Source organism: Prevotella sp. HCN-7019 (genome assembly GCF_037890215.1).
Lineage (GTDB): Bacteria > Bacteroidota > Bacteroidia > Bacteroidales > Bacteroidaceae > Prevotella.
In genome coordinates, this window is record NZ_JBBKBO010000030.1 from 1 (window position 1) to 593 (window position 593).

Consider the following 593-nt stretch of genomic DNA (forward strand, 5'->3'; position numbering starts at 1 on the left):
GGAAAGAAGGTTGACGATAAAGTTATCAAAGGCTCTATGCCTTGAATGTTCCACTTGTGCTATATTTTTGAGTTCGTCATTGACGGTTTCGATAATGGCTCGTTTCCTGAGGAGTAATTTGTCTGAAAGTGGCATCAATGATCCTTTCATATTGCTTTTCAGTTTGGTTATAAGTTGTATGCCGTCAACGAATAGTCTTTCAAATAGGTTCTTGCCGATGTATCCTTTATCACCAACAAGCTTCCCATAGATAAATTCCACAAAAGACTTGTCTTCAAGAGATTTACGGTCATCCACATCTCCGGGAGTAATCATGAAATTCAGAAGCTCTCCACACTCATTGCATATCAGATGCAGTTTGAATCCGAAGAACCAGCCCATTGAACATTTTCCTCTTTGTGCTATTCCCTTGAACGTTTTATGGATATGGATTCTCTGGTTCTTGCATACCCGTAAGGGGGTACTGTCAACGAAACTGATGCCTGTGCACTTGCCCAAAAGCACCTTCTTGATAAACAGAGCCAGAGGGATAGCCACCTCTTTTTCCAGTTCAACAAAACGGTTATAAGAAACAACCTTTGGAAAAAGATGCC

General features: G+C 40.8%; 1 protein-coding gene. It reads right to left on the reverse strand.

What is annotated here, in order from left to right; translation table 11 throughout:
• The coding region (locus WKT13_RS13320) for an IS982 family transposase (RefSeq protein ID WP_340324234.1) at nucleotides 1-593 on the reverse strand (593 nt) is incomplete at both ends.